This is a genomic window from Heyndrickxia sp. NPDC080065, from assembly GCF_050281185.1.
Taxonomy (GTDB): Bacteria; Bacillota; Bacilli; order Bacillales; family Bacillaceae_C; genus Heyndrickxia.
In genome coordinates this window covers 248,797-255,069 of the sequence record NZ_JBNNWS010000002.1, presented here as the reverse complement: position 1 = coordinate 255,069, position 6,273 = coordinate 248,797, and the positions used below count along the sequence as shown (strand labels likewise).

5 protein-coding genes are annotated in these 6,273 nt (G+C 36.9%); 4 read left to right on the top strand and 1 reads right to left on the bottom strand.

Annotation, left to right across the window (positions count from 1 at the left end):
- Nucleotides 1–588: 588 nt before the first annotated feature.
- From ACQKP0_RS03375 to ACQKP0_RS03360, 4 genes are all read left to right on the top strand, one after another.
- Entirely contained in the window at nucleotides 589–1,188 is a 600-nt protein-coding gene (locus ACQKP0_RS03375; RefSeq protein WP_427404393.1) for a lipoprotein BA_5634 family protein, read from the top strand.
- Nucleotides 1,189–1,451: 263 nt separating this feature from the next.
- Complete coding sequence (locus ACQKP0_RS03370) at nucleotides 1,452–1,853, top strand: MarR family winged helix-turn-helix transcriptional regulator (protein WP_427404392.1); 402 nt, start codon at nucleotides 1,452–1,454, stop codon at nucleotides 1,851–1,853.
- 4 nt (nucleotides 1,854–1,857) lie between these two features.
- Nucleotides 1,858–3,582, top strand: a complete 1,725-nt coding sequence (locus ACQKP0_RS03365; protein ID WP_427404391.1) for an ABC transporter ATP-binding protein — start codon at nucleotides 1,858–1,860, stop codon at nucleotides 3,580–3,582.
- Nucleotides 3,579–5,438, top strand: a complete 1,860-nt coding sequence (locus ACQKP0_RS03360) for an ABC transporter ATP-binding protein (RefSeq protein ID WP_427404390.1) — start codon at nucleotides 3,579–3,581, stop codon at nucleotides 5,436–5,438. The genes ACQKP0_RS03365 and ACQKP0_RS03360 overlap by 4 nt, the downstream gene beginning before the upstream one ends.
- 277 nt (nucleotides 5,439–5,715) lie before the next feature.
- Here the strand turns inward: ACQKP0_RS03360 and ACQKP0_RS03355 are convergent, their stop codons facing one another.
- On the bottom strand, nucleotides 5,716–6,255 hold the full coding sequence (locus ACQKP0_RS03355) for a flavodoxin family protein (protein WP_427404389.1): 540 nt from the start codon (nucleotides 6,253–6,255) through the stop codon (nucleotides 5,716–5,718).
- Nucleotides 6,256–6,273: the final 18 nt, after the last annotated feature.

Genomic DNA, 6,273 nt, shown 5'->3' with positions numbered 1-6,273 from the left:
GAATTAAGCAGGGATGTACGTCAAACCATCTTTATATGGTAGATCATCATCAGATTTGAGCAAGGATGTGCGTCAAACACCCTTTATGAGGAAGATCATCATCAGAATTTCCCAAAGATGTGCTTCAACCCATCCTTTATGACGCCCATTTTTTACATAATTAATCAAACGATGTGTTCCATAACTATCTTTATGAGGAACATCATTATTCAACATGTAAATTTTAGAAAATTTAGGACAATTGTCTATTCATATCATACAAGAAAACATAACTTATTAATAATGGTAGCAGGATTAGGGATGAAAATTGTGGAATTAAGATGAGTAGCTTACTCGCTGATTTTTTCCTAACCTTACAGAACTGTAAGACTTTTGTAATCTAAAACAATGGGTCAAATAAAGTAGACTCCCTATAATTAAAGTATCAACAAGTTACTCACTATTTTATAAAGGGAGGAACATAAAGTAATGAAAAGATTAGTAGAAATTATAGTAGCGGTACTTGAAGTATTAGTAGATGGAAAACAGGTTGCTTCAAGGTTAAACCATTCACATAATTAGTAAGGTTTGATGAAAGGAATAAAAAGAATGAAAAAAGTCTTGATTATACTAACTGCCATCCTAATCTCGTGCTCATTTTTGTCCGGGTGTGGCTGGTTAAAAAATTGGAAAGAGAAGTATATTTTAGATACTAATAATGGAGTTATTTTATACGGTAATGAGCAGCAAATACAAACATCAATCAATAAACATAAAAATAAGCTCATTTTTAGTGAAATATACAAAATCAAAATGGTTATGATCGATAACTATAAAATTATGGTTCTCGACAAAAATACAGCTGCATCATTAAGAGATAAAGGACTATTTAAAGATGTTAAAAATGGTAATGTAGAAGCGGCTACACCAGAACTGGATGTGAACAAGCAACAAGGTATATTATATGGAAAAAAGGAATTAAACGAATTAGTCATTAATGGTCAACATATCTCTTTTAAGTATGATGGCAATAAAGTCATTGGTAATTCGAGATCATACGCAAATATGTTTTTAATTGTAGATCATTCTGTATGGGATACTGTAAAAGGAACAGAAAAAGCGATGGGAGTTCTAGAATTTAAGGAAAAACCATATAAAAGTCAGGATCAATACGATGCCGAAAAAGGACAATTAGTAAAGATAAGATAAAAAAATGGGATTGCTCACATAATGTGCAGTCCTATTTTTTGTCGTTATATAGTTGAATACTTGTAATAATGGGATTAAAAATTTCCTGTATTTTTGACTTGACTGGAATAATCAACAGGAGTAAATTTACTTTATACATTTACAAACTGTTCACAAATGAACAATTCTATAATGAACGGAGTTGAAAAATCATTAATGTAGAGAATCAATCCAACATGATATCGACAGAAATTACCCGTACTTTTTGGCGTATAAATCAAAATATGAGGAAAATTTTCCAGAAAGTAGCATCAGCTAACAATCTTTCAATTCCTCAATTTGCTGTACTAATGACAATAGCACCACACAAAGAAATGACGCAAAAACAGCTTGGATTGGTAACCCATTTTCCAAAAAGCACATTGAGTCAAGCTGTTGACGGACTTGTTCAAGCAGAGATGATCAATCGCCATCCTGTAGAAGAGAATCGGCGGGAAATGCAGCTGACACTTAGTGAAAAAGGGAAAAAACTGCATCAAATCATTCAACAACAAGAAGGCGGTTTCCATCATATTTTTACATCGGCTGTTAACAAGTTATCCGAAAACCAGCGAAATGAGTTATTAGCTTCACTTAAACATATTGCTATGTTTTTAGAAAAAGAAGCTTTAGAACAAGGAGAATGATCGAATGATTAAACTATTGAAAAATCTATCATTTTATAAATGGATCGTTCTAGCCGTTTTTGGGCTTGTTTTCGTTCAATCCATGTCAGATCTTTTTTTACCTACACTTATGTCTGACATTATCGATAAAGGTGTAGTAGTTGGAGATAAGCCATATATTTGGAAAATTGGCGGGTTGATGCTTTTAGTTGCTGCGTTTGGAGCCTTTGCATCTGTCGTTGCCAGTTACTATTCGTCAAAAGCAGCAATGGGGTTCGGACGAGATATTCGTAGTAAAGTTTTTAAACATGTAGAGAAATTTTCACTGCAAGATTTTGATAAGATTGGAACAGCATCACTCATTACGAGAACGACGAATGATATTACACAGGTACAGCAAGTAGTAATCATGATGCTTCGTATGGTCATAAGTGCACCCATTATGTTTGTAGGTGGATTAATTATGGCTTTGTCAAAGGATGCCAAACTATCACTTGTTATTGTTGTAACGATACCAATATTGATTGGATCTATTCTTCTTATCATGTATAAAGCATTACCGTTATTCAAAACTGTCCAAAAACGACTGGATCGTTTGAACTTAGTGTTACGTGAGAACTTAACAGGTATTCGTGTTATTCGTGCATTCAACCGTGAAAAACAAGAGAAGGTTCGTCTTCAAAAGGCGAATAAAGATTTAACGGACGTTTCAATTAAAGTAAATAAAGTCATGGCGCTTTTAATGCCAGTCATGATGCTAGTAATGAATTTAACAGTTGTAGGTATCATCTGGTTTGGCGGAATTCGAATTGACAACGACAATATGCAGGTAGGCGACTTAATGGCCTTTATTCAATACGTGATGCAAATTATGTTTGCTCTTGTAATGGCATCGATGATGTTTGTAATGGTGCCTCGTGCGGCTGTATCTGCAAACCGTATCAATGAGGTTCTAGAAATGGAACCGACACTTTTAGATGAAGGAACATCAGCAGCAGATAAAACTCGAGGAACCCTTGAATTTGACCATGTTTCTTTTAGTTACCCAGGAGCGGAGGAACCAGCATTATCTGATATTAGTTTTAGAGCTAATTCAGGTGAAATTACGGCAATCATTGGTGGAACAGGTGCTGGGAAATCAACGCTTGTGAATTTGATCCCTCGATTCTTTGAAGTGACGAATGGTACGATTCGAGTAAATGGTGTTGATATTCGTGATGCTTCGCAAGAGGAAATTCGTTCGAAAATTGGGTTTGTTCCTCAAAAAGCATTGCTCTTTTCAGGGACAATTAGCGAAAACATTCGTTTCGGCAAAGAGGATGCAACACAAGATGAGATTATCCATGCTGCAGAAATAGCACAAGCAGCTGATTTTATTAATAAAATGGAAGATCGGTATGATTCTGTTATTACACAGGGTGGAACAAATGTATCAGGTGGTCAAAAACAACGTCTTTCAATCGCAAGAGCCCTTGTAAGAAAACCTGATATTTATATATTTGATGATAGCTTTTCAGCCTTAGATTATAAAACGGACGCCAAATTACGTGCTGCGCTGAAAGATGAAACAAAGAATGCGACAGTGGTTATTGTTGCTCAACGCGTCAGTACCGTAGTGGACGCTGATCGGATTATCGTGTTAGATAAAGGAGAAATTGCTGGAATTGGGACACATCAAGAGCTACTAGATAATAATGAAGTGTATCGTGAAATCGTCGAATCACAGTTCCAAGAGGAGGAGATCGCATGAGTAAGCATAGAAACTCACCACCTCGGGGTGGCGGTCCAATGGGACATGGCGGTGGACATATGATGATGGCAGGACAGAAAGCGAAGGATTTTAAAGGAACATTTCGACGTCTGCTTTCATACTTAAAACCACTTCGTAAACAATTAATTGCAGTATTTTTCGCAGCAATCATGAGTACAATTTTTACAATTGCTGGCCCGAAAATTATGGGGAATGCCATCACTGAAGTATTTAAAGGGGCTTATGCTAAGATAACAAAAGTACCCGGAGCGGCAATTGATTTTGATAAAATCGGACAGCTATTACTTTTTCTTGCGGGATTATATGTAATTAGCAGCATATTTACCTACATTCAGCAGTATATTATGTCTAGTGTTGCCCAAAAAACAGTGTATCGTTTAAGAGAAGATGTAAACGCAAAGCTGGAGAAGCTGCCACTGAAATATTATGATGGCCGTCCACATGGTGAAACATTAAGCCGTGTGACGAATGATGTTGATTTGATAGGGACTACACTTCAACAAAGTATTACACAATTTATTACATCGATTGTCACCATTATCGGGATCATCATTATGATGCTGACAATCAGTCCAATCTTAACATTGATTTCAATTGTCAGCTTACCGCTATCTATTTTTGTGATTCGCCCGATTTTGAAAAGGTCGCAAAAACATTTTGCCGATCAGCAGCGATCACTTGGTCAGTTAAATGGTCATATAGAAGAAATGTATACTGGACACCAAGTGGTTAAAGCGTTCGGTCATGAGAAAAAGGCTGTTGCACAGTTCGATCAGGTGAATGAAGAATTATATCAAGCCGGACGTAAAGCACAATTTATTTCCGGAATTATTATGCCGATGATGTCTTTTATTGGGAATTTAAGCTATGTTTTAATCAGTGTGATCGGCGGAATTTTAGTGACGAAACGCGCGATTTCAATTGGTGATATTCAAGCGTTTATTACTTACACACGTCAATTCACACAACCAATTGCACAAACAGCTAACATCGCTAATATTATCCAGTCAACCGTCGCGGCAGCAGAGCGTGTCTTTGAACTGCTCGATGAGGAAGAAGAAGTAAAAGAAGTGACGACTTTAAGTTTAACACGTGCTGAAGGTGCGGTTACATTTGAACATGTTGATTTTGGATATGGAAAAGACATGCTAATAGAAGATATGAACATTGATGTACGACCAGGTCAAACAGTTGCGATTGTTGGACCAACTGGAGCTGGGAAGACGACATTAATTAATCTTTTAATGAGGTTTTATGAACTAAATGGCGGAAAAATTACGATTGATGGAATCGATACACGTGACATGTCGCGTGAGGATTTACGAAAAACTTTTGGAATGGTGCTTCAAGATACATGGCTTTTTAATGGAACGATAAAAGACAATATTGCTTACGGAAAAAGTGGTGCAACGGATGAAGAAATATTCCGGGCAGCAAAAACAGCTCGTGCTGATCACTTCATTCGTACACTTCCAGAAGGGTATGATACTGTCTTAAATGAAGAAGCATCGAACATTTCTCAAGGGCAAAAGCAGCTCCTAACGATTGCTCGTGCTGTTCTAGCGGATCCTCCGATCATGATCTTGGATGAAGCGACATCAAGTGTTGATACACGGACCGAATTACTGATTCAACAAGCAATGAAACGCTTAATGGAAGGACGAACAAGCTTCGTTATTGCTCATCGTCTTTCAACGATCAGGGACGCCGATTTGATCCTAGTAATGAACCAAGGTAAAGTCATTGAACAAGGAACACATCATGAGTTGTTAGTTGCAGATGGTTTTTATGCCGATCTTTACAACAGTCAGTTTGCAACAAAAGCAGCGATATAAGAAAAGCGCAAGCGCCGCAGCTCTAGCGTACGGATTTTGTAGTCTTCGACTGAGATAAAGGAAACACGGTGAGGTAGTTCTCGAGCCGATGTTGACTTATCGTAGGGAGGAGACGGAGAAATCCGCTAGCCGATAGGCGCTGGAGCTAGACATAGCAGACACTTTTCGTGTGTAATGTCCTTAGTAAATTTTATACTTTCTTACCTTTTAAAAGATTAGCCTAGATTCCTCAGGGGAATCTAGGCTAATTTTTTTCATAATATAGAAAAAGGGAAGTCTAAGAAAAGAGCTTTTGTAATTGCGAAGCGGCAAATAAAGCATTTTCGTCGTGTAAAATATCTCCTGGCTTGTTGCCTTCTCCTAGAATATATCCTTCAAAAGAAATTCCCATAAAATCAAATATATATTGGAACTGCTGGATCATCGGTAACCCTTTGATAGTTGGATTATCACCGCCAACTGCGATAACATAAGCTCTTTTTGACGACATATTTGTTTTAAAATCGGGAAATTTTGAGTCCCTTAATGTTTGTGACCAGCGATCAATAAAATGCTTCATTGCTCCTGACATACTATACCAATAGATAGGAGTGGAAAAAATTAAAATATCATGCTGCATTACCCTCTCAATAATTGAGTTGTAATCGTCATTTATATCCTGAAATCCTTCCTCTGTATGACGTTGGTCTATTATAGAATGAATGCTATAATCCTTTAAATAAATTTTTTCTACATCTATTCCTTGAATGGTGTGATCTGTTAAGATTTCTGCATTCCCATTTGGGCGCGTTCCTCCGTATATTACTGCAATGGTCATATTTAATCACTCCTATAT